22 protein-coding genes are annotated in these 20,972 nt (G+C 61.4%); 6 read left to right on the top strand and 16 right to left on the bottom strand.

Translation table 11 applies throughout. The features are described from left to right. Positions 1-75 precede the first annotated feature (75 nt). From rfbB to prmC, 5 genes are all read right to left on the bottom strand, one after another. Positions 76-1,128 (bottom strand): dTDP-glucose 4,6-dehydratase, encoded by a 1,053-nt coding sequence (rfbB, locus tag OIS53_RS14050; RefSeq protein WP_264679209.1) that lies wholly within the window; start codon positions 1,126-1,128, stop codon positions 76-78. 98 nt (positions 1,129-1,226) lie between these two features. Then, positions 1,227-2,255, bottom strand: coding sequence for a UDP-glucose 4-epimerase GalE (gene galE, locus OIS53_RS14055; protein WP_264679210.1), 1,029 nt, complete (start codon positions 2,253-2,255; stop codon positions 1,227-1,229). 102 nt (positions 2,256-2,357) lie between these two features. Continuing rightward, positions 2,358-3,653 carry a nucleotide sugar dehydrogenase gene (locus tag OIS53_RS14060; RefSeq protein WP_264679211.1) on the bottom strand — a complete coding sequence of 432 codons (1,296 nt, stop codon included), beginning with the start codon at positions 3,651-3,653 and terminating at the stop codon, positions 2,358-2,360. A 60-nt stretch (positions 3,654-3,713) separates the two neighbouring features. After that, positions 3,714-4,304, bottom strand: coding sequence for an acyltransferase (locus OIS53_RS14065; RefSeq protein WP_264679212.1), 591 nt, complete (start codon positions 4,302-4,304; stop codon positions 3,714-3,716). 190 nt (positions 4,305-4,494) lie between these two features. Further along, a complete protein-coding gene (prmC, locus tag OIS53_RS14070; RefSeq protein ID WP_264679213.1) occupies positions 4,495-5,352 on the bottom strand; it encodes a peptide chain release factor N(5)-glutamine methyltransferase in 858 nt (285 codons plus the stop codon). 220 nt (positions 5,353-5,572) lie between these two features. On the opposite strand from prmC, the gene OIS53_RS14075 reads away from it, so the two are divergent. Further along, on the top strand, positions 5,573-7,003 hold the full coding sequence (locus OIS53_RS14075) for a hypothetical protein (RefSeq protein ID WP_264679214.1): 1,431 nt from the start codon (positions 5,573-5,575) through the stop codon (positions 7,001-7,003). A gap of 32 nt (positions 7,004-7,035) precedes the next feature. Here the strand turns inward: OIS53_RS14075 and OIS53_RS14080 are convergent, their stop codons facing one another. From OIS53_RS14080 to OIS53_RS14100, 5 genes are all read right to left on the bottom strand, one after another. Further along, the gene (locus OIS53_RS14080) at positions 7,036-7,260 is read right to left on the bottom strand and encodes a heavy-metal-associated domain-containing protein (RefSeq protein WP_264679215.1); all 225 of its coding nucleotides are present in this window, start codon (positions 7,258-7,260) and stop codon (positions 7,036-7,038) included. 198 nt (positions 7,261-7,458) lie between these two features. Beyond that, a complete protein-coding gene (locus tag OIS53_RS14085; protein WP_264679216.1) occupies positions 7,459-7,887 on the bottom strand; it encodes a CHRD domain-containing protein in 429 nt (142 codons plus the stop codon). A 90-nt stretch (positions 7,888-7,977) separates the two neighbouring features. Continuing rightward, positions 7,978-8,916 (bottom strand): DUF5777 family beta-barrel protein, encoded by a 939-nt coding sequence (locus tag OIS53_RS14090; protein WP_264679217.1) that lies wholly within the window; start codon positions 8,914-8,916, stop codon positions 7,978-7,980. 54 nt (positions 8,917-8,970) lie between these two features. Beyond that, positions 8,971-9,534, bottom strand: coding sequence for a YceI family protein (locus tag OIS53_RS14095; RefSeq protein ID WP_264679218.1), 564 nt, complete (start codon positions 9,532-9,534; stop codon positions 8,971-8,973). Between the two features lie 39 nt (positions 9,535-9,573). Next, positions 9,574-9,933: a hypothetical protein gene (locus tag OIS53_RS14100; protein ID WP_264679219.1), complete on the bottom strand. Its 360-nt coding sequence runs from the start codon at positions 9,931-9,933 to the stop codon at positions 9,574-9,576. 758 nt (positions 9,934-10,691) lie between these two features. On the opposite strand from OIS53_RS14100, the gene ribD reads away from it, so the two are divergent. Beyond that, the gene (gene ribD, locus OIS53_RS14105; protein ID WP_264679220.1) at positions 10,692-11,732 is read left to right on the top strand and encodes a bifunctional diaminohydroxyphosphoribosylaminopyrimidine deaminase/5-amino-6-(5-phosphoribosylamino)uracil reductase RibD; all 1,041 of its coding nucleotides are present in this window, start codon (positions 10,692-10,694) and stop codon (positions 11,730-11,732) included. A gap of 137 nt (positions 11,733-11,869) precedes the next feature. Next, complete coding sequence (locus tag OIS53_RS14110) at positions 11,870-12,352, top strand: GAF domain-containing protein (protein ID WP_264679221.1); 483 nt, start codon at positions 11,870-11,872, stop codon at positions 12,350-12,352. Between the two features lie 102 nt (positions 12,353-12,454). On the opposite strand, the gene OIS53_RS14115 is transcribed toward OIS53_RS14110, so the two are convergent. The 5 genes from OIS53_RS14115 to OIS53_RS14135 form a co-directional block, all read right to left on the bottom strand. Continuing rightward, positions 12,455-12,868: a GxxExxY protein gene (locus OIS53_RS14115; RefSeq protein WP_264679222.1), complete on the bottom strand. Its 414-nt coding sequence runs from the start codon at positions 12,866-12,868 to the stop codon at positions 12,455-12,457. Between the two features lie 137 nt (positions 12,869-13,005). Continuing rightward, positions 13,006-13,686, bottom strand: a complete 681-nt coding sequence (locus tag OIS53_RS14120; protein WP_264679223.1) for a phosphatidylserine decarboxylase family protein — start codon at positions 13,684-13,686, stop codon at positions 13,006-13,008. 268 nt (positions 13,687-13,954) lie between these two features. Next, positions 13,955-15,244 (bottom strand): Glu/Leu/Phe/Val family dehydrogenase, encoded by a 1,290-nt coding sequence (locus tag OIS53_RS14125; protein ID WP_264679224.1) that lies wholly within the window; start codon positions 15,242-15,244, stop codon positions 13,955-13,957. Positions 15,245-15,632: 388 nt separating this feature from the next. Beyond that, on the bottom strand, positions 15,633-16,682 hold the full coding sequence (locus OIS53_RS14130) for a phosphatidate cytidylyltransferase (protein ID WP_319805458.1): 1,050 nt from the start codon (positions 16,680-16,682) through the stop codon (positions 15,633-15,635). Positions 16,683-16,718: 36 nt separating this feature from the next. Beyond that, positions 16,719-17,747: a CPBP family intramembrane glutamic endopeptidase gene (locus tag OIS53_RS14135; RefSeq protein WP_264679225.1), complete on the bottom strand. Its 1,029-nt coding sequence runs from the start codon at positions 17,745-17,747 to the stop codon at positions 16,719-16,721. A gap of 206 nt (positions 17,748-17,953) precedes the next feature. Here OIS53_RS14135 and dusB point away from each other — a divergent pair, with 206 nt between their 5' ends. The 3 genes from dusB (at position 17,954) to OIS53_RS14150 (ending at position 20,265) form a co-directional block, all read left to right on the top strand. Continuing rightward, a complete protein-coding gene (dusB, locus tag OIS53_RS14140; RefSeq protein ID WP_264679226.1) occupies positions 17,954-18,943 on the top strand; it encodes a tRNA dihydrouridine synthase DusB in 990 nt (329 codons plus the stop codon). 195 nt (positions 18,944-19,138) lie between these two features. Then, on the top strand, positions 19,139-20,095 hold the full coding sequence (locus OIS53_RS14145; protein ID WP_264679227.1) for a DMT family transporter: 957 nt from the start codon (positions 19,139-19,141) through the stop codon (positions 20,093-20,095). A 26-nt stretch (positions 20,096-20,121) separates the two neighbouring features. Beyond that, the gene (locus OIS53_RS14150) at positions 20,122-20,265 is read left to right on the top strand and encodes a GNAT family N-acetyltransferase (protein WP_264679228.1); all 144 of its coding nucleotides are present in this window, start codon (positions 20,122-20,124) and stop codon (positions 20,263-20,265) included. 87 nt (positions 20,266-20,352) lie between these two features. Here the strand turns inward: OIS53_RS14150 and OIS53_RS14155 are convergent, their stop codons facing one another. Then, the gene (locus OIS53_RS14155) at positions 20,353-20,949 is read right to left on the bottom strand and encodes a transposase (protein WP_264679229.1); all 597 of its coding nucleotides are present in this window, start codon (positions 20,947-20,949) and stop codon (positions 20,353-20,355) included. Between the last annotated feature and the right edge of the window lie 23 nt (positions 20,950-20,972).

Genomic DNA, 20,972 nt, shown 5'->3' on the forward strand with positions numbered 1-20,972 from the left:
GCGTTGAACGATGTCGTTGCCGAAGCATGAAAATTGCCCCTAGCGCGGACGCGAGTCGCGAAGTAAAACTTCGCGTTACCGATTGTACTGCTGCTGGTAATACTGCTGGTAGGCGCCGCTGGTCACGTGGTCGAGCCACTCTTGGTTTTCCAGGTACCAGTCCACGGTCTGGCTCAGGCCTTGCTCGAAGGTGACGGACGGCTTCCAGCCCAGCTCGTTCATGATTTTGCTGGAGTCGATGGCGTAGCGCAGGTCGTGGCCGGCGCGGTCCGTCACGAAGGTGATGAGCTGGCGCGAGGTGCCCTGGGGCTTACCGGTTTTCTCGTCCAGCACGTCGCAGAGCAGGTGGATGAGGTCGATGTTCTTCCACTCGTTCACCCCGCCGATGTTGTAGGTCTCGCCCACTTTGCCCTTGTGGAACACGGCATCAATAGCCGTGGCGTGGTCTTTCACGAACAGCCAGTCGCGCACGTTTTCGCCTTTGCCGTACACGGGCACCGGCTGCCCGGTGCGGATGCGGTGAATGGCCAGCGGAATCAGCTTCTCGGGGAAATGGTTGGGGCCGTAGTTGTTGGAGCAGTTGCTCAGCTTGACGGGCATGTGGTAGGTGTGGTGCCAAGCCCGCACAAAGTGGTCGGAAGCCGCCTTGGAGGCCGAGTAGGGCGAGCGGGGGTCGTACGATGTGTCTTCGGTGAACATTTCCGGACCCATTTCCAAGGAGCCGTACACCTCGTCGGTGCTCACGTGGTAGAACACTTTGCCCTCGTAGCCCAGGGGCTTCCACAGGTTTTTGGCAGCGTTCAGCAGGTGCACCGTGCCCAGCACGTTGGTTTTCACGAAGGCCAGCGGGTCGGTAATGGAGCGGTCCACGTGGCTTTCGGCGGCCAGGTGAATCACGGCGTCGGGCTCCTCGCGGGCAAACAGCTCGTCCACGAAGGCTTGATCGGTGATGTCGCCCTTCACCAGGCGGTAGTTGGGACGGTCCTCAATGTCGCGCAGGTTTTCGAGGTTGCCGGCGTAGGTCAGCGCGTCCAGGTTCAGAATCTGATACTCCGGATACTTGGTCACGAACAGGCGCACCACGTGCGACCCAATGAAGCCGGCTCCGCCGGTGATGATGATTTTCATTTTTTAGAATGAATGAATGAGTGGATGAGCGAATGAGTGAGTGAGTAGATGAGGGCAGCCAGTCATGCATGAAGCCATTCACTCATCCACTCATTTACTCATTCACTCACTAAACTTTGCTGCCACTTCCAGGCACTAGCCAGAGCTTCTTCCAGTGAAGTGGTGGTGCGAAAGCCCAATACTTCGGTGGCTTTGGTTACGTCGGCGTAGATGGCGGGCACGTCGCCGGTGCGAGGCGGGCCGATGACGTAGTTGAGCTTCTGGCCCGTGGCCTGCTCAAAGGCGTGCACCACTTCCAGCACCGAGTTGCCGCGGCCGGTGCCTACATTGAACACCTCCACGGCTTCGCCGCGGACGTCGAGCAGGCGCTGTACGGCCACCACGTGGGCCTTGGCCAGGTCCACCACGTGCACGTAGTCGCGGATGTTGGTGCCGTCCGGGGTGTCGTAGGTGTCGCCGTTGATGGTCAGCTTCTCCCGAATGCCAGCGGCCGTCTGCGTCACGTACGGAATCAGATTTTGGGGCACGCCCAGCGGCAGCTCCCCGATTTTGGCGGAGGCATGAGCCCCAATCGGGTTGAAGTAGCGGAGCAGAATAGCCCGCACGGTGCTTTCCGGGGCCTTCACCACGTCGGTGATAATGTCTTCGCAGATTTTCTTGGTGTTGCCGTAGGGCGACGTAGCCGGCTTGGTGGGCGTCTGCTCCGTCACGGGCAGCTGGTCCGGAATGCCGTACACGGTGCACGACGACGAAAACACCAGGTGGGGCACGCCAAACTCCTGCATCACCGTGAGCAGGGCCAGCAAAGAGCCCAGGTTGTTGCGGTAGTACTTCAGCGGCTGCTGCACCGACTCGCCCACGGCCTTGGACGCCGCAAAGTGAATGACGCCGCGCAGGCTGCCTTCTTCGGCAAACACGGCCCGCAGCGCCTCCACGTCGCCGCAGTCGATGCGGTGGCAGGGCACGCGCACCCCCAGAATTTCCTCAATGCCGCGGACGGCCTGCTCCTGGGAGTTGCTAAAGTCGTCGACGATAACCGGCTGAAAACCAGCCTCATACAGCTCCACCACTGCGTGCGAACCAATATAGCCCGCCCCACCCGTCACTAGTATTTTCGTGCGCTCCATATGCTAAATGAGTGAATGAGTGGATGAATAAATGAGTGAGTGGCAGCTATACCGTTGAACGGCATTCGCTCATTCACTCATTTACTCATTCGCTCATTTAAGTTACAGGCTCCAGTAAGCCAGGTCTTTAATCTTGTTGCGGAACAGGCCTTTGATGTCGACCAGTACGGCGGGTTGCTTGGTGATGGACTTGAAGTAGTCCTCGGTCAGCTCGGCGTAGGGCTGGTGGCTTACTGCTACCACCACGGCGTCGTAGTCGTTGCGTACTTCGCTTTCGGGGGTGAGGCGGAAGCCGTACTCGTGGTGCAGCTCGTCGGAGTCGGCGTGGGGGTCGATGATGTCCACGTTCACCGAGAAGTTTTTCAGCTCGTTGATGACGTCGGCTACTTTGGAATTGCGGATGTCTTCCACGTTTTCCTTGAAGGTGGCGCCCATCACCAGCACCCGACTTTTGGCCACGTCCTTGCCCTGCTTGATCATGGTCTGCACCGTTTTGCGGGCGATGTAGGCGCCCATGTTGTCGTTGGTGGTGCGGCCGCTCAGAATCACCTTGGCGTCGTAGCCCAGCTCCTTGGCTTTGTAGGTGAGGTAGTAGGGGTCAACGCCGATGCAGTGCCCACCCACCAGGCCGGGCGAAAACTTGAGGAAGTTCCACTTGGTGCCGGCAGCTTCCAGTACCTCGTAGGTGTTGATGTGCATGCGGTCAAAAATCATCGACAGCTCGTTCATCAGGGCAATGTTGACGTCGCGCTGGGTGTTTTCGATGATTTTGGCGGCCTCAGCTACTTTGATGGAGCTGGCCCGGTGCACCCCGGCTTTCACCACCAGCTCGTAGGTGCGGGCAATAACGTCCAGCGACTCGTCGTCGCAGCCGGCTACCACCTTCACGATGGAGCTGAGCGTGTGCTCTTTGTCGCCGGGGTTGATGCGCTCGGGCGAGTAGCCCACTTTGAAATCCTGGGGAAACTTCAGGCCCGACTCACGCTCCAGAATCGGAATGCAGTCTTCCTCGGTGCAGCCGGGGTACACGGTGCTCTCAAACACCACGTAGTCGCCCCGCTTCAGCACCTTGCCTACCGAGGTGGAAGCGCCGATGAGGGGCTTCAGGTCGGGCATGGCGTGCTCGTCGATGGGCGTGGGCACGGCCACGATGTAGAACCGGGCTTCGCGCAGCACGTCCAGCGAGTGGGTAAACTCAATGTCGCAGCCCTCAAAGTCCTGGGCATCTAGTTCGCCGCTGGGGTCGATGTGGTTGCGCATCATCTCCACCCGCTTGGCGTTGATGTCGAAGCCAATAACGCGTAGCTTGCGCGCAAACTCGAGGGCAATGGGCAGGCCCACGTAGCCGAGGCCGATGACGGCCAGCTTGGCCTGTTTCTGGAGAAGTTGCTCGTACACGATTGGGGACTTAGGGTCTTAGGGACTTGGGGTCTTGGATTCTGGAAGCCAGATAGCCGCTTAGCCGGGGCTGATACGGGAAACCCGGCCATCGGTTAACTGATAGATGTGGTGGCTTTCGGGGCAGGTGGCGCGGCCCTGGCCGTCGAAGTGGAGGCGGTGGCCGTGGACGCTCATCCAGCCGCGCTGCCGGGCGGGGTTTCCGTGCACGAGGCCGTAGGCGGGCACGCTCCGGGTGAGCACCGCGCCGGCACCCACAAAGGCAAACTCGCCGAGCCGTACCCCGCACACGATGGTAGCATTGGCTCCGATGCTGACGCCGCGCTCCAGCACCGTAGGGCGGTACTCGTGGCGGCGCGACACGGCGGCCCGCGGATTCAGCACGTTGGTAAACACTACTGAGGGCCCGATGAACACGTCGTCGTGGCACTCCACGCCGGCGTACAGGCTCACGTTGTTCTGCACCTTCACGTTGCGGCCCAGCCGTACGCCGTCGGCCACAAACACGTTCTGGCCCAGCGTGCAGTTTTCGCCCAGCTCGGCCCCGGCCGACACGTGCGTGAAGTGCCAGATGCGGCAGCCAGCCCCAACACGGCACCCCTCGTCGAGGACGGCGGTGGGATGCGCATAGTAAGCCAGCGGTTCAGACATGCCGAAGGGGGAGATGGGCAGAATTTCAGCCCGCAAAGGTAACAGATTTGCCTGTCTGGCTGGGCAGAAATGTTGAAAGAATGCAAGTTACCTTTCGGTGAAGCGGTTGCCCGCCGCGGGCTGCTTTCCCCGTTTCTGCCACCGGCCTCCTCTCCTACCCAAACCGGTACCCAACGGAAAGCCAGTGGGTTTAGCCTGGCCAGGTAGCGCGCACAAAGCGGAGCTTGCCAAACAGGTCGGCTACTAGGCCGGCTTCGGTGTAGCCTAGCTCCTGCACCAGGGCCTGCGTGGCAGGGCCATACTGCTCGTTGATTTCAAAGTACAGGCCGCCGCCGGGGCGCAGCACCTGCCGCCCCAGCTCGGCTATACGCCGGTAAAATAGCAGCGGGTCGTGGTTGGGCACGAACAGGGCCGTGGCCGGCTCGTAGGCCAGCACGTTGGGGCGCATCTGGGCGCGCTCGGCTTCCAGCACGTAGGGCGGGTTGCTCACCAGCACGTCCAGGGGCGCGGGCAGATTGGGCATTGCCGCCAAAACATCGAGCTGCTGAAAGTGCACCGCCGCGCCGTGGCGGGCGGCGTTGCGGCGGGCCACGGCCAGCGCTTCGCCCGACACGTCCACGGCCGTTACCTGGCTGCCGGGCAAGGCCAGCGCCAGGGCTACGGCTATGCAGCCCGAGCCGGTGCCCACATCCAGTACGTGCAGGCCGGAGCGGCCCTGCTGCTCCTGCACCAGAAGCTGCACCAGCTCTTCGGTTTCGGGGCGCGGAATAAGGGTGGCGGGTGTTACTTCCAGCTCCAGGCCGGCAAAGTGGGCTGTGCCCAGCACGTATTGTAAAGGCTCGTGGCGCAGCAGCCGCTCCCGCAGGGGCGCCAGCTGCGCTAGTATTTCCTCGGGCACGGGCTCCTGGGCCTGCATACGCCGTTGCAGGGGCGTGAGGTGCAGCAGGTGCTCCAGCAGCTGCCCCGCCATGGCCTCGGCTTCCGGCCGGGGGTAGAGCGGGGTGAGGGCAGCGGCAACGGAGGCCGTGAGCTGGCGCAGAGTGGGCATGTGTCTGAGGTTGAGAGTGGCAGCCAGCCGCCGCGGGCCGCACGGCAAAAGTCGGAGTTTTCGGTTAGGCGCCGGGCTTCCGTCCTGCGGCAGCTTAGTGCCACGCAGCCATTGAAGGTGGCTTGGTTGCCGCAAGCAGTGGCCGGTTTTTGACGGCAGAAGTAGAGCTGAGACCTCTGCACCACTTATTTTTAGCCACTGCTACTTACTTGCTTGTTCTATGCTTTCTGTTTCGATTAGCCGCCGGCCTCTCTCGGGGCTGTTGCTGATCTGCGGGCTTTTGGCGCTGCTTTCCTCTCCTCCGGCCCAGGCCCAGGGAGTGCATCTTCTTTCAACCAGCAAATTTGCGCCGCCGCCCGCCGCTCGGGCCTTTCACGTGGGCCAGGTGCTCGACCTGCGCCCCGACCGCAGCCGCCTTGGCGTGGTGCACCTGGGCCTCGACAACCGACCAGTGCCCGCCAACTTTGAGCACCCGCTTGACGAAACGCTGAGCGGTTGGCTGCGCCGCGCTACGCCGGCCGACGGCAGCCGCCCGGTGGTGCTGCGCATTCATGCGCTGCGGCTCGAAGAACTGTGGGGCAACGCTGAAATAGCCGCTGCCGAGCTGGTGGCCGACTTCCTGATTGAGCGGGAGCCCGGCAACTATTATTTCCTGCTGCCAGTGGGCGAACTGGTGGAACAGCGCGGGCTGGAAGTCACCCGGAAGCATGAGCCCAACCTTGAGCGGGTGCTGCAACAGGCCCTGACGCAACTGGCGGCACTGCCTGCCACGGCAGAAGGCACCGGGCCGGCCCTCAGCTGGGCCGACGTCCAGGCGGGGCGGGGCGGCATTACCACGATGCGCTACCCCATTCAGAAGCCTCCCCTCCAGCGTGGGGTCTACCGCTCGTTTGCCGAGTTTCGGGCCAATGCGCCGTCGGGCCAGGGGGAGCCGTTTACCATCATCCGCCGCCCGCGTACCGCCAAACAATGGGCCGGCACCGATGCCATTGACGCTGAGTATCTGTACCTGAGCCCCGACAAGCCCCGCCGGCCCGTGCGCAGCAACGTATGGGGGCTTTCCGACGGAACCATGGCGTACTTCTTTCACCGCGGCGCTTTCTATGAGCTGCGGCCCGACTCGGCCCGCGCCGCGTACACCTTCACCATTCCGGCGCCGGCTACTCCCGATGATGTGGCACTGGGCGCCGTGCTGGGCGGTCTGATTGGGGCTGGCATAGCCGGCGCCATATCGGGTGGCGACCCACTGCCGTGTGTTCTGCACCTAGCTTCCGGCCGGATTGAGCCCCAGCCTACACCGCTACTCGCCCCCGGCAGCCCCGCAGATTCGGCCACGGTTTACCTGTACCGCCGGCCGGATGCGGCGCCGGACCACTCCATAACCGTGCTGCTCAATGGGCAGGAAGTAGGCACCCTGGCCAGTGGCAGCTACCTCAGGCTGCGCTGGGGCAGCCGGCGCCAGGACATGAACGTGTGCTTGCGCCTGCCGGCCGGAGCCGAACACTGCCACCGCTTTGTACCCAGCTTCAGCAGCCCCTCCTACCTGCAATGCAGTGTACCCACGGCCGTCGATGCCCGCCCAACGCTGACCATGGCGCCGGAAAAGGAAGGCGTATTCTACGTCAAGAAGTACCGGCTCCGCCAGCGTTAGGCTCTTCTTCCTCAGCTGAAAACCCAGGCGTCCTAGTCAGCAGCTGGTAGCCCTGGCACTTCTTCCACCCGAAACAGCCCGCCCACCGATAGCACCCGAAGTAGCTCCTGCTTTGGCAATACTGCCTCGTCGTAGCTGACGGTGGCCAGGCTGGTGCGCGGGTTGATGGTGCAGGCGGCCACGCCCGGCACGGCGGCCACTTGCTCCTGCAAGCGCCGGGCCTGCACCAGAGCGCCCACCCCTTCTACCCGGAGCACCACTGTACTCAGGCTATTCCCAGGCCGGGGCCGGACCACCCACCAAGCGGCCAGCACTCCCAGCAGCAATAGGAGAAGCGTCCCGCGTCTTCTGTTGAGAGTAAAAAACATGCGTGGTAACGAATACTACAACGCCAGTCAGTTGCAGCTACGGGTAGCTGCAACTGACTGGCGTTGAGGCACAAAAGAAAAGGGCTGCTACTTAACCGTTACGTTGCCGCGGATTTCTCCTTTCGGGTATGCCTGCGTGTGCAGGTTCACGTACAGGCCGCCGTTCAGCAGGCTGGCCCCGTCTGCTGGGTCGAGCGTGGCCGTGCTTGAAATGGGTGAAGTCGTTACGTTCGGGAACGTGACAATAGGATTGCCATTCACCCCCGGAGCGCCCTGGTGGAAGTGGCCCATGGTGGGAGTAATGCCCTGGTAGGTGACGGTGTACGTCAGCACCCGCGTGGTTTTGTCGTAGGTGCCGGTCATGGTACCGGTGGCCGTGGAGGGATTGGCAGGCACCTGCTGCTTGCCGTCAAGGCTGGCCGTTACCTGCACGGTGTTGGTTGGAGCAGCCGGGGTATTGTCGTCGTCATCGTTGTTGCAGGAGGAGGTACCCGCCCACAGAGCAACCATAACCATACACCAAGTGGTAGCTTTTACTTGCATACGCATGAAAAAAAGAGAAGAAAAAAGAAAGGGAAAAGAGAAAGTGTGAAGCAGCTGCTGATGCTACTTGCCCTTGCGGAACTCGGCCTTGGGGCGTAGCGTGAAGTTGCGGTTCACGTTGAAGCCGAAGTACAGGTCGCCCTTGAAGAAGTTGCCGCGGGTTTCGCTCACGAAGAACTTCTCAACCATCCCCTGCGAGTTGGTGACGTGCAGCTGGAAAATGTGGCCCCCGGTTTCAATATCAAACCCCACGGCCAGGGAGTTGCGCAGGCCCGAGGGCCGGGTGTTGGGCAGCAGGTAGTAGTACTCCACGTTGAGGGAGGTGCGCTTGGTCAGCTTGTGGCGCCCACCCGCCCCAATGGCGTACACATCATTCGGCCCCCCGCCCATTTCCGTCAGGTTGCGGTGCACCAGCGTCGGCATGAGCTGCAACGACAGGTTGGAATTGAACTTGCGCGCAATCAGGGCCTGGTACGAGTGCGTCAGGCGGCGCGTCAGCGTCCGGTCGAGGGTGGTGCCGGGAGGGTCGCGCTGGGTAACCAGGGCTGTGCTGGCAAACAGCGTGACGCTGGCGGGGAATCCTCCGGAGCCGGCGCGTTGGCGCAGGGCCCGGTATTTCACAAAGCCGTCGAAGGTTTTTTGGTGGGAGCTGCGGCCGACACCCACTTCCAGGTCGTCGGTGAGGGCATACTCCAAGCCGAGCCGGATGGTGGCATTGTCGAGGCCAAAAAGCTCGTAGGCCCCGCTGTTGAGCGTGCCGAAGCGGTGCGAAATCAAAAACACCATCGTGCCCTGGCCGGGCGTTTCTACGGTGTGGCCGTTGATGAGGCGGGTGCTTTTAAAGGTGGCGTTCACGGCCTCGGGCGTGGTGGGCTTGGGCGTCTGGCTTTCCAGCTGGTTGAGCAGGTCGTCGTCCTGGGCCTGCGCTGGCCGGGCCCAGCCGGCGGCCAGCAGACACGCCAGCGCCAGGCAGCCTCCGTAGCGGGTAAAAAGTTGCTTCATAGAACAAGAAAACGTGGGCCGCCCGGCTCTTCACTTGTGCCGGGCCGGCGCAGATTACGGTTTGACAATCGTCAGTTGGGAGGCCAGTTCGCAGGTCATTATCACCTTGATACCCACTACCTTGGCAATGTTTTCGCGCACGAGCAGCGGCACCTCGATGTTGTAATCGGCTGGCGCCACGCTGAAGTAGGCATTCACCAATAGCGAGCCTTTGTTCAGCTCCAACGCACCCGGCACGGTTACGCGCCGGGTTACGCCATGAATGGTCAGGTCGCCTTCCACGGTCACGCGCTGGGGGCCGCCCTTCAGGAAGGCATCCGGGTCGAATTCCAGCAGCTTCCCTTTAAAGGTTGCTTTCGGGTACTTCTCCGACTCCATGTAGTTCTCGTTGAAGTGCTCCTGCATGAGGGTGCGCTTAAATTGGAACGACTTGATGGGAATGGACAGCGCCAGCTGGCGGGTTTGCAGGTCGATGATGGCCCCGGCCTGCTCCGTGTGCGCTTCAATATCTTCGATGATGCTGGTGGAGAAAAAGCTGACGGCGCCCTTCTGAGTCAGGTACCGGCCTTGGGCGTGCCCCAGCCCGCTGGCCCAGCAGCTTAGCGCCCAGACCAGCACCCACCGGCGCAGGGTTCGAGTAATCCGTAGCCGCCCCATCTAGTTCTTCGGCGCCCCGGCGTCAACCCATTTCTGCAATAAGGCAATGTCACAGTCCGAGAGCTTGGCTGCACCCTTTGGCATGGGTTTATAGCCCGGCAGGTGCTTGATATTGCCCAGAAAAATGCCGTTGTCGACGTAGCGCTTCAGCACCGTGAAGTCGTCTAGGTTTACGCCGGCCGTTTGCTGCACCGCATCGTGGCAGCTCCGGCAGTTACGGTCGAGCAACGGCGACACCGACTGCGCATAGGATACCACGGCGGGCGTGCCGCAGTCCTTGGGGGCGGGGGTAATGTCTTCGGCTTTATCGTAGGCACAGCTGCTGAGTACTACCAGCAAAAAGAGGAAAAGTCGAACCATACGGAAAAAATGAAAAGCAACAAGCGTAGTGCAAACCAACCTGCCTGGGCCGCGGGACTACTCCGTGACCAGACATTACCAATACTAGCTCACCCGCAGAGCCTGGGGGTTGAAATCCGACCGGCATTTGCTTGTGCTCGAAGTGAAGCCGCCCCAGGCAGCTGTAAAAGAAAAAAGGAAACCGAGCTTATTAGGTATGAAAAACTGCGCCCCGTGGTACCGTACGCAGACAAAAACGAGCAGGTGAAACTTTGGCCGGCTGGCTTCAGGCTGGTGCTTCTGCTCAGCGACACTACGCAGCACCCCAGAAAAAGCCTACGAGGAGAAAGGAAGGGAAAGAGAAAAAGGGAAACGCGCTATTCACGGACTTAAAGAGCGGCAACCACCCAGGATAGACAACATCTTCGCGACTGGCGTAAACCCAATCCGGGGGTGGAGCGCTACAGCTACGACAGCATAACCTGCACGGTTTGGAAAAAGTAAATTTTTCTCAGCCGAACCAGCAAAATCGCTCGACTGAGGCCAAAAACCATCCGATTAAAGGTACATTCACCGATTGTATTTCTGCAAGGTATTAGTAGAATTTTTTTACCAGCCTAGCTATAGCCCTGACCGGCTTTGCGCCGCTATCTTCAAATCTGACCATTTGTCGTTGGTCAGGGCTAGTATAGAGTAAGGCTGGTATAGATGAGTATGCAGCTACACATGGTCCGGCAGCTTAGTATCTTGACCTCCGGTTACCTTCTCCCGCCCCACCCATGCCTTCCTCTGATTTCGACCAGTTGATGATGCGCCGCGCCCTGGACCTGGCCCGCCTAGGCACTGGCTACGTGCGGCCCAACCCTTTGGTGGGCTGCGTCATCACCCACGAGGGCCGGGTAATTGGGGAAGGCTGGCACCGGCAGTACGGCGGCCCCCACGCCGAAGTCAACGCCGTAGCGGCCGTGACCGAGCAGCACTTGCTGCCCCGAAGCCGCGTGTACGTGACGCTGGAGCCCTGCGCCCACTTCGGCAAAACGCCCCCTTGTGCCGACCTGCTCGTGGAAAAAGGCGTGGCCGAAGTGGTAGTCTGCAACCTCGACCCCAACCCGCTGGTGGCGGGCCGCGGCCTGCACAAGCTGCGCGACGCCGGCATTCAAGTGGAAACCGGGGTGCTGGAACCGGAAGGGCGCTGGCTAAACCGGCGCTTCTTCACGGTGCAGGAGAAGAAGCGGCCCTACGTGGTGCTGAAGTGGGCCGAAACCGCCGACGGCTACCTGGCCGGGCCCTACCACCAGCCAGTGGCCATCAGTGGGGAACTGGCCCGCGTGGCCGTGCACCAGTGGCGCGCCGACGAGCACGCCATCCTGGTGGGTACGCGCACGGCCCTGCACGACAACCCCCGCCTGAACGTGCGCGCCTGGCCCGGCCCCGACCCCATCCGCGTCGTCATCGACAAAAACCTGAGCCTGCCGCCCACCCACCATCTCTTTGACCAGAGCCAGCCCACGCTGGTGTACACGTACCGGCAGCGGGCCACCACCGGCAACCTGGGCTACATTACCCTGCGGGAAGCCGAGGACCTGCTGCCGCAGATGCTGCAAAACCTCCAGCAGCGGCAGGTGCAGTCGGTGCTGGTGGAAGGCGGCCCCACGGTGCTCAACTCCCTGCTGAAAGACGGCCTCTGGGACGAGGCGCGCGTTATCCGCAGCCCGCGCCGCCTGGGCGGCGGAGTGGCCGCGCCCCGCCTGGGCCTGGCCGGCCTGCACGAGCAGTTCCGCCTGGGCGAGGACGAGGTGTTTGTGTTTCGGAATGAATGAGAATGTGGGAAATGGAGTGGAATGTGGAGAATGTGGAAATGAGGGTTGTCCTCAACTGTAGCTACCGCCTCTAGCAGTTACCTTTGGCGCTTATTTCCCCTTCTCGCCTCTTACCTCCGACTCCTCACCTCTATAAAATGGCTGAAGAACTCCATCTCGATACCACCGTTTCCAAAGCCGAGCAATACCGCCAGCTTCTGCCCCAGATTGAAGCCCTGACTACCGGTGAACCGGACCTCGTAGCCAACTTGGCCAACACCGTGGCGGCCCTGCGGCAGGCGTTTGGTTTTTTTTGGGTGGGCTTCTATCTCGTGAAAGACGACGAGTTGGTGCTGGGGCCGTTTCAAGGCCCTATTGCCTGCACCCGCATCCGGCGCGGCCGGGGCGTGTGCGGCACCAGTTGGGCGCAGGCCGCCACCATCCTGGTGCCCGACGTGGAGCAGTTTCCCGGCCATATTGCCTGTAGCTCCGAGAGCAAGTCGGAAATTGTGGTGCCAGTGCTCAAAAACGGCCAGGTGGTAGCCGTGCTTGATGTGGACAGCGACCAGCTCAACGACTTCGACCACGACGACCAGCAAGCCCTGGAGCAGCTTATGCCGCTGGTGGCCCGGTGGTTCTGAATCGCGGATTACGCGGATTTTAGGATTGCGCGGATTTTGGTGACGAGTGGCGGCCCCGGATGGAGCCGCTCTGCCGAACTGCTACTTAGGATCAACTTCTGGTTATTGCTGTGGCGAGTGGTTCGTTTTGCGGCTTTGCTGGCTTTTAACAAACCGTTTTATGCGTAGGCTTGGCTCACCAAAATTGAGCAGCAAGCCTACCTCTAATTCATAAGCATTGAGATAATTGATGACCTGTGCGTAATGGCTGTCGTTGATTTCAGTAAGAGCTTTCAGTTCAACCAGTACGCTTTCTTCCACCAGAAAATCAACTCGTCTGGCTCCTACTTCGTGGCCATCATAGAACAGAGGCATCTCTACTTCACGTGCAAAAAGCAATTGTGCCTTTTCCATTTCTATGGCCAAACAGCGCTGATAGATTACTTCTTGGAAGCCACTTCCCATCTTACCATGCACCCGTAAGGCACAACCAATTATCTTTTCAGTAATCGGAGTGAATCGACTATCTAAGGGCATACTTTGCGCTATCTGGATTAGATGTATGACCACGACAAGTTCAAGCCAATTCGTATAGAAAACAAAAAGCGGCCCCATCCGGGGCCGCCACTCGTCACCAAAATCCGCGCAATCCTAAAATCCGCGTAATCCGCGATTCAGAACAAGCCAGGGCTTTCGGTTTTGAGCTGGGCGATGATGGTTTGGCCGCCCTTTACTTTTTCGCCAATCTGCACTTTTACTTCGGTATCGACGGGCACGAAGATGTCGACGCGGGAGCCGAACTTGATGAAGCCGAACTCCTCGCCCTGGCTTACTTCGTCGCCCTCGTTCACGTACCACACGATGCGGCGGGCCATGGCCCCGGCAATCTGCCGGAACAGCACAAACGGCCCGGCTTCCGACTCCACGACTACCGTGGTCCGCTCGTTTTTGGTGCTGCTCTTGGGGTGCCAGGCCACCAAGTAGTTGCCGGGGTGGTACTTGAAGTAACGCACGATACCCGAAATCGGGTTGCGGGTGATGTGCACGTTAATCGGCGACATGAAGATGCTGATTTGCTTGCGCACGTCGTCGAAGTACTCCGGCTCGTGCACGTCCTCTATCACCACCACTTTGCCGTCGGCCGGGGCAATAACCAGGTCTTCGTGCGTGAATAGCCGCCGGGCCGGGCTGCGGAAAAACTGCAGCAGCGCCAAAAACACGACGACCGAAATTCCGGCGAAGACCTTGTTAAATCCCTCGTTGGCGGCGTTGTAGCGAAATAGCAGCAGATTGACGGCCAGCAGGGCCAGCAGGGTAAAGAACAGGATGCGTCGTCCTTCCTTATGAATCTTCATGAATCGCAGATTTTGCAGATTACACGGATTTCGCTGATTCAGGCGTCCGGTTAATCAACCTAACGGGCAAAAGAACTGCCCGGATGAAATGGAGGTACTCTAACTCACAAAGATAGCCCGAGCCACCGGCCCGGGCTATCCGAAAGCAAATATACGGAGTGGAGGCTTACGCTCCAGCACCAACAGCGCGCCAGCAACGGAACAACTACTGCCTATTCAGGGGTGCCTGAATCAGCGAAATCAATTCAATCTGCGCTACTCTGCAATTTTAGAAGCCGCCACGGTACCGGTAGGTCTGGGCTACTTTGTCGATGGCTACCACGTAGGCGGCAATGCGCATCGGGATGTTATGTTTTTGCGAGGTGGCGTACACTTTCTCGAAAGCGTCGCTCATGATACGCTCGGCGCGCTCATTCACCATGTCCTCGCTCCACTTGTAGCCCAGGCGGTTCTGCACCCACTCGAAGTACGACACCGTTACGCCGCCGGAGTTGGCCAGGATGTCGGGCACCACCATGATGCCCTTCTCATTGATGATGGGGTCGGCGGAGGCGGAGGTGGGGCCGTTGGCGCCTTCCACAATCAGCTTGGCCTTGATGTCGTGGGCGTTGTGCTCGGTGATGACGTCCTCCACGGCGGCGGGCACCAGCACGTCCACGTCGGCCAGCAGCAGGTCGTCGGCGTTGTCCAGGAGCGTAGCGCCGGTGTAGCCTTCCAGGCGGCCCTGGTGGGCGTTCTTATAGGCAACGGCCTCGTCGATGTTGATGCCGTTGTCGTTCCAATAGGCGCCCGAAATGTCGCTTACCCCTTTGATTTTCACGCCTTTGTCGGCCAGCAGCTTGGCGGCCCAGGAGCCCACGTTGCCGAAGCCCTGCACCACGGCCGACACCTGCGTAGGCTCCAGGTTCAGCTTCTTCAAAGCCGCCAGCGCCGACACCATTACGCCGCGGCCCGTGGCCTCGGTGCGGCCCAGGGAGCCGCCCATTACCAAGGGCTTGCCCGTTACCACGGCCGGGGAAGTGGCGCCGGTGGTCTTAGAAAATTCGTCCATGAGCCAGGCCATTTCGCGGGGACCGGTGCCCATGTCGGGAGCCGGAATGTCGCGGTCGGGCCCGAACACGTCCTTCATGGCCAGGGTGTAGCCGCGGGTGAGGCGCTCAATTTCGCCGGCGCTCATGGTGGTCGGGTCGCAGATGATGCCGCCCTTGGCCCCACCGTACGGAATATCTACTACGGCGCACTTCCAGGTCATCCAGGCGGCCAGGGCCTTCACCTCGTCGAGGTGCACGTTTTTGTCGTAGCGGATGCCGCCCTTGGAGGGGCCCAGAATGGTATTGTGCACCACCCGGTAGCCTTCAAACACGCGAATCTTGCCGTTGTCCATCGTCACCGGAATGCTGACGATAACCTGCTTGTCGGGCGCCTTGAGCACGTTATACGTTTCGTCGTCCAGACCGAGGATTTCGGCCGCGACGTTGAAGCGCGACATCATGGATTCCAAGGGATTTTCGCGGTCCACAATGGGAGCCGGCTCTTTGTACACCGTGGTGGCAGCCATACGGGTAAAGGGGTTTGGGGTGGGTGGAAACTAAACCGTGGGCTTCAGCGGTGGGAAACCGAAGCCGCGCGAAAAATAAGTCGTCAAAGGTAGTAGGATTCCGGCTTACGCAAAGGTGAGTGTCGAGGTGATGAAATGGTGAATGAGTAGATGAGTGGATGCGTGAATGCGTGTAGAACAACCAGCCCCAGCGAGGCAACATAGCGGTAGAGAGCAGCAGGTTTAAGTAGGGTAAAAGCCCCAGCGAGGCGACACCTGGCCGTGCTGACGGTAGGTGCCGCCCCGCTGGGGCTTTATACTTCTAGACGTTGGCTGTTCTACCGACACGCCGCCCCGCCGGGGCTGTCATTCCGTAGGCACTCACTACTCGCCACCCATCATTTCACCGCTATCCTACCAGCAGCTGCAACAGCGCCAGCACCGGCAGGATGAACAGGAAGGCGTCGAACCGGTCGAGGAGGCCGCCGTGGCCGGGCATGATACGGCCGGAATCCTTGACATCGACGCTGCGCTTGAGCATGGATTCGGCCAGGTCGCCGAGGGGGCCGAACACGGCTACCACGCCGGCTACTACGAGGCGGTAGGTCAGGGAGAGTTCGGGCAGCAGGTAGCCCAGGGCCCAGCCCATGCCCAGCGTGAGCAGAAACCCACCGATGGTGCCCTCCCAGGTTTTGCCGGGCGAAATGCTGGGGGCCAGCTTGTGCTTGCCGAAGGTTTTGCCGGCGGCGTACGCACCAATGTCAGAGGACCACACCAGCAGCAGCAGGGCCAGCACGCGGCGGGGATCATACGACGTTTCTCCGGCTATCAAACTAAGTAAGCTCATAGGCAAACTCACATAGAGCAAGCCTAGCAAGGTAGCGCCTACATTACCGAATGGTGTAGTCGTCTGTGGCCACCTACGCATTTCGCCTATCAGCAGCCACACTGGTAGCACTAAGAATAACCCAAGTATCCAGACGAAGGAAGAGCTAGGCAGAATTAACGTGTGCCAGCCCGGTGCTCTCCCTATACTTGTTGCGAAATTGATGCTGTCGAGGTTTATCAACAAAACAAACTTCAAAACAGCTACAACTGCGAATAAGTAGACGCCAGCTCCCAGCCCAATCCACTTCGCCGGCCGGTACCCGGCTGCCCGCATCATGCGGTAAAACTCCAGTAGCATCTTAGCCTGGATAGCTGCAAACAGCACCGCAAACGTCCAGGCGCTGTACCACACGCACCCCAGCAGCAGCGCGGCCCCGATAACGGCGAAAATAATCCGCTGGGCCAGGTTGGACATGGGCGGCTTACCAGCGGAGGGCTCGGCGGATGGGGGCGCGGGAGAAGTAGAAGTTGGCAAACGGCGTAGGGGCGCGTCGCACGCGCCCGTGGTTAAGGTGAGGACTAGATAACGACGCCGGAAATTACAATTTTGCGCCGTGGCAACGGCTCCCATCCCACCCCAAACCCGCCGGGCGCGTGCGACGCGCCCCTACGACCGGGTACTGTCTACGCCGTCGTGGCTGAGGGTGCGGGCCCTTGGTGCCGCGTTGCCGGACGCGGGGCGGCGCAGGGCTACGCCGTGGCTGCCCAGCGTGTGCATTTCGGTGGGCAGCTGCGCGGGCGTGGGGCCGGCCAGCAGGCGGCGCAGCTGCCACAGCAGGGCCGCGCACACCACCACCGACAGCACCGCCCAGTACCAGGGCAGGGCCTCGGTGGAATCGGGGTCGAAGTCGGCGGCCGTCCACTCCCGCTGCTGGGCGTAGAGGAGTGCCAGCTGAAAGGCATTCTGGGCGAAGTGGGCGGCCATGGGCACCAGAATGTTGCCGCTCCACTCGTAAAGGTAGCCCAGCACCAGGCCCAGCACAAAGCGCGGCACGAAGCCCATAAACTGGAAGTGAGCGGCGCTGAAAATGGCAGCCGCCAGCCAGATACCCGCGTGCCGCCCCGCCCACTGCACCAGGTTGCGCTGGAATACTCCCCGAAAAAACAGCTCCTCGCCCACGGCCGGCACCACGGCCATTACCAGTAGCGCCACCACAAAGCGCAGGGGAGAAGAGAAGTTGGTCAACACCTTAAGCAGGTTTTTGGCTTGCTCTTCGCGCTCCAGGGCCCACGCCGGCAGGTCAAGGCTGGCGTTCCAGGCAATAAGCACCGACATAGCCGGCACGCTCAGCACAATCAGGGCTCCGGCCAGCAGCAGCCAGGAAGCCGGCACCGGCCGGCGCGGCGTCAGGTAGTCGCGCAACTGGTTGCCGGTGAGAGTAATAAAGGCCACGGCAGCCCCGCCAAAGCCACCCAGCAGCAGCAACCCCTGGCTAATCATGGATATGGTCCAGCCATGCGGATGGTCGGCCGGGCGCTGCGTAACGTTGCCGATTTCCCGCAGGCCCACTCCAAACAGCAGGTTGGTGCACGCCACAATCAGGAACATAGACAAGCAAAACGCAACGAGCAGCAGCACCAGCAGCAGGGCCAGGTTGGCGGCAGGGTGCAGCCGGCTGGAAACGAAACCTTTCATGGTTGTTAGGGGCTTAGGGTCTTGGGGACTTAGAGTCTAAGGGGACGTGCTGCCCCGGTGTAGGCTGTAGCGCGAACTTTATCCTTCAGCTACCTGCTGCGCAGCGAGCTACAAGAGTACTCCAGAACAAATCTAAGACCCTAAGCCCCCAAGACCCTACGTCCCTAACTCGTAATTTTGCCTAAACTCCAGTAATAGCCTGTCCTGTGGTACACATCCGCGACCTTGCCCTGCCTGATTTTCCGCTCCTGCTTGCGCCCATGGAAGACGTGTCGGACCCGCCGTTTCGGGCCGTGTGCAAGGCCAACGGCGCCGACCTGATGTATACCGAGTTCATTTCCTCGGAAGGGCTGATTCGGGACGCCGCCAAAAGCAAAAAGAAGCTCGACGTGTTCGACTACGAGCGGCCCATCGGCATTCAGCTGTTCGGCTCCGACGTGGACACCATGGGCGAGTGTGCGCGCATCAGCACCGCCGCCGGCCCCGACCTCATCGACATCAACTACGGCTGCCCCGTGAAGCAGGTGGCCTGCCGCGGCGCCGGGGCGGCCCTGCTGCGCGACATTCCGAAGATGGTGCAGATGACGGCCGCCGTGGTACGCAACACGCCCCTGCCCGTGACGGTGAAAACCCGCCTCGGCTGGGACGACGGCACTAAGAACGTGGAGGAAGTGGCTGAGCGCCTGCAAGACATCGGCATCGAGGCCCTCACGGTACACGGCCGCACCCGCGTGCAGATGTACAAGGGCGAGGCCGACTGGCGCCTGATTGCCAAAATCAAGGAAAACCCGCGCATCCGCATTCCCATCTTCGGCAACGGCGACATTGACTCGCCCCAGAAAGCCCTGGAGTACAAGAACCGCTACGGCGTGGACGGGGTGATGATCGGCCGGGCCAGCATCGGCTACCCCTGGATTTTCCGGGAGGTGAAGCACTACGTGGCCACCGGCGAGCTGCTGGCCCCGCCCACTGTGGAGGAGCGCGTGAACATGTGTCGGATGCACTTCGACAAGAGCATCGAGTGGAAAGGCCAGCGCGTGGGCATCTTCGAGATGCGCCGGCACTACGCCCAGTACTTCCGCGGCCTGGAAGGCGCCAAAGCCTGGCGTATGCGCCTCGTCGAAACCGACTCGGTGGAGGAAGTGCACAGCATCCTTGACGAAATCATTGCCGCCGAGCCGGTGCTGGTGGGGTGAGTTCATCTTGTTATCTAATCGTCATGCTCCATCTGGCGTCCGCGCAGGCGCAGCCGTAGTCGAACCGAAGGTCGCCGTAGGCAAGCATCTCTCCCGCTGACTAGCTGATTAGCATTGCAACGAGGCAGTAGAGATGCTTCGACAGGCTCAGCATGACGTTCCTGTGCCGCTTCTTTTCCCCCTTCTCCCCCACTTATGCCCTCCCCCGCCCCGGCCGTCACGGCCGCTCCTGAAAACCCGCCCGTGGCTTCGCCTCCGCCCCACCGCACCCCGGCTTCGGCGTGGGTGCTGCTGGTGGTGCTGGCTAGCATCTGGGGCACGTCATTTATTCTGATGAAGAAGGGGCTGGTGGTGTTTTCGGCGCTGGAACTGGGGGCGGCGCGGGTGAGCGTGGCCGCCCTGCTGCTGCTGCCGTTTGCCCTGCGCCACCTGCGCAGCGTGGACCGGGGCCGGTTTCGGTGGCTGCTGCTGAGCGGGGTGGTGGGCACGCTGGTGCCGGCCTTTCTGTTTGCCTACGCCGAAACCCGCCTGGCCTCGGGCCTGGCCGGCGTGCTCAACGCCCTCACGGCCGTGTTTACGCTGGTGGTGGGGGCGGCCCTGTTCCGGCAGCAACTCACGGCCCTGCGGGTGCTGGGTATTGCGCTGGGCTTGGTGGGCACGGTGGTGCTCATGCTGCTGGGCGGCAGCGGCGGCGACGCCACACCCACCGGGGAAAGCAATGCCTGGTACGGCCTCTACATCGTGCTGGCTACGCTGGGCTACGGCGTCAGCATCAACGTAATTAAGCACCACCTGCACGGCATTCCGGCCCTGGCCGTGACGGGCCTGCTGCTGCTGTTCATCGGCGGGCCGGCGCTGGCGTTTCTGTTGGTGGGCACCGATTTTCTGCACAAGCTGGCCACCGTGCCCGGCGCCTGGGCGGCCTTCGGCTACATTGCGCTGCTGGCCACCATGAGCACGGCCGTGGCCATGGTCTTGTTCAATAAGCTCATTCAGCAGGCTACGGCCCTGTTTGCCGCCTCCAACACCTACCTGGTGCCCGTGGTGGCCCTGGGATGGGGGCTGCTCGATGGGGAGCAGTTCAACCTGTGGCACCTGCTGGGCATGGTTATCATCCTCGTCAGCGTCGCCATCATTCACCGGGCCAAGTAGAGACCTGAGACAGTGAGAGGTGAGAAGTGAGACGTTGTTCTGCTACCAACGACAACGCCCGACACCTGTACGTTTCCGAAGGATTTACGCCTGTGGGCCGGGAGCCTCGCGCCATCAAGTGGGAAGGCCAATACTTCGACGAGGATAAGATGGTGCTGTTTCTGAAGTAGGGGCGCCCTACCCACGCCCGCACCGGCAGAAGCTTGCCGTGAAACCAACCAGACTAGCCCAGCCTACCGGGCGCGGGCGACGCTCCCCTACCCCTGATACACATACGGCCAGTCGTGGAACCGCTCGGGCAGGTTCAGGCGCTGGGGGTGGGCGGCCAGGTAGCTGTGGATGCGGCGTAGCTCGGCGGCATCCTGCACGGGCAGCTCATGGAAGCCTACCTGCCAGAAGTCGGCTTCCGGGGGCAGCTGGCCGCGCAGGTGGCGGCGGGCCTGGGTGGCGGTGCGCTGGTGCAGCAGCTCCACGGCTTTGTAGAGCGACAGGCCGGAGCCAGCCGGCAGGTGCAGCACGGCGTGCAGGTGGTTGGGCAGCAGCACGAAGCCCGGCACTCGCAGCCCCTGCTCCTCCAGCATCAGCAGCTCGCCGGCTACCACTTCGGCCAGCTTCTCCTTTTCCAGGTAGGCCGGGCCTACCGTGCGGGCATCCAGCAGGGCATCGAAGGCGGCAAAGAACTGCTTCTCGGCGCGGCGGTGGGCCTCGGGAGTGTCAGTGGCGGCCTGGGCTGCTGCGCGCTGCTGGTGCAGCTCCCGCCCCGCCCGCCGCGGCACGGAGCCGGCCAGGCGGAGAGTCAGCAAGATGGTGTCGCCGGGCGGCAGGCCAGCGGAAAAAGCCGGGAGACTGGACATAGGAAAATCAAGGTAGGAAACCA

Origin of the sequence: Hymenobacter sp. YIM 151500-1 (assembly GCF_025979885.1) — a bacterium.
Taxonomy (GTDB): domain Bacteria; phylum Bacteroidota; class Bacteroidia; order Cytophagales; family Hymenobacteraceae; genus Hymenobacter.

Bases quoted from the DNA above. Each gene is read 5' to 3' on its own strand.
- rfbB (WP_264679209.1), bottom strand. From the start codon at position 1,128: ATGAAAATCATCATCACCGGCGGAGCCGGCTTCATTGGGTCGCACGTG.
- OIS53_RS14100 (WP_264679219.1), bottom strand. From the start codon at position 9,933: ATGGTTCGACTTTTCCTCTTTTTGCTGGTAGTACTCAGCAGCTGTGCC.
- OIS53_RS14155 (WP_264679229.1), bottom strand. From the start codon at position 20,949: ATGTCCAGTCTCCCGGCTTTTTCCGCTGGCCTGCCGCCCGGCGACACC.
- OIS53_RS14065 (WP_264679212.1), bottom strand. From the start codon at position 4,304: ATGTCTGAACCGCTGGCTTACTATGCGCATCCCACCGCCGTCCTCGAC.
- OIS53_RS14115 (WP_264679222.1), bottom strand. From the start codon at position 12,868: ATGCCCTTAGATAGTCGATTCACTCCGATTACTGAAAAGATAATTGGT.
- OIS53_RS14130 (WP_319805458.1), bottom strand. From the start codon at position 16,682: ATGGGAGCCGTTGCCACGGCGCAAAATTGTAATTTCCGGCGTCGTTAT.
- OIS53_RS14125 (WP_264679224.1), bottom strand. From the start codon at position 15,244: ATGGCTGCCACCACGGTGTACAAAGAGCCGGCTCCCATTGTGGACCGC.
- OIS53_RS14090 (WP_264679217.1), bottom strand. From the start codon at position 8,916: ATGAAGCAACTTTTTACCCGCTACGGAGGCTGCCTGGCGCTGGCGTGT.
- OIS53_RS14120 (WP_264679223.1), bottom strand. From the start codon at position 13,686: ATGAAGATTCATAAGGAAGGACGACGCATCCTGTTCTTTACCCTGCTG.
- galE (WP_264679210.1), bottom strand. From the start codon at position 2,255: ATGGAGCGCACGAAAATACTAGTGACGGGTGGGGCGGGCTATATTGGT.
- prmC (WP_264679213.1), bottom strand. From the start codon at position 5,352: ATGCCCACTCTGCGCCAGCTCACGGCCTCCGTTGCCGCTGCCCTCACC.
- OIS53_RS14110 (WP_264679221.1), top strand. From the start codon at position 11,870: ATGGCTGAAGAACTCCATCTCGATACCACCGTTTCCAAAGCCGAGCAA.
- OIS53_RS14085 (WP_264679216.1), bottom strand. From the start codon at position 7,887: ATGGTTATGGTTGCTCTGTGGGCGGGTACCTCCTCCTGCAACAACGAT.
- ribD (WP_264679220.1), top strand. From the start codon at position 10,692: ATGCCTTCCTCTGATTTCGACCAGTTGATGATGCGCCGCGCCCTGGAC.
- OIS53_RS14145 (WP_264679227.1), top strand. From the start codon at position 19,139: ATGCCCTCCCCCGCCCCGGCCGTCACGGCCGCTCCTGAAAACCCGCCC.
- OIS53_RS14135 (WP_264679225.1), bottom strand. From the start codon at position 17,747: ATGAAAGGTTTCGTTTCCAGCCGGCTGCACCCTGCCGCCAACCTGGCC.
- OIS53_RS14075 (WP_264679214.1), top strand. From the start codon at position 5,573: ATGCTTTCTGTTTCGATTAGCCGCCGGCCTCTCTCGGGGCTGTTGCTG.